General features: G+C 44.6%; 1 pseudogene. It reads right to left on the reverse strand.

Annotated elements, in window-relative coordinates:
* Positions 1 to 224 (reverse strand): annotated as a pseudogene (locus ACT3RN_RS16415) (hypothetical protein); the annotation flags it as partial.

The following is a 224-nucleotide window of genomic DNA, read 5'->3' on the forward strand; positions in this document are numbered from 1 at the left end:
GCTAAGTCTTGATAGTTTTTATGCCGATAAGCGCGTCCATAATGACAGACGGGTATCGGAAAGCCATCCATAAAATGAATGTTGTCACGGCCTTCAATTTGACTGACTTTATCTTGTATCTGCTGTTTGACTTGCCACAGATTGGCGCAGTGCTTTGCGAAGTTAGGGTATGAGCCGATGGCTGGAAACCAGTCTTGCCAATGCTGGGTAAAGTATTGCCAAAT

Origin of the sequence: Psychrobacter sp. AOP5-GZ1-6 (assembly GCF_052376345.1) — a bacterium.
In the GTDB taxonomy this organism is placed as follows: Bacteria; Pseudomonadota; Gammaproteobacteria; order Pseudomonadales; family Moraxellaceae; genus Psychrobacter.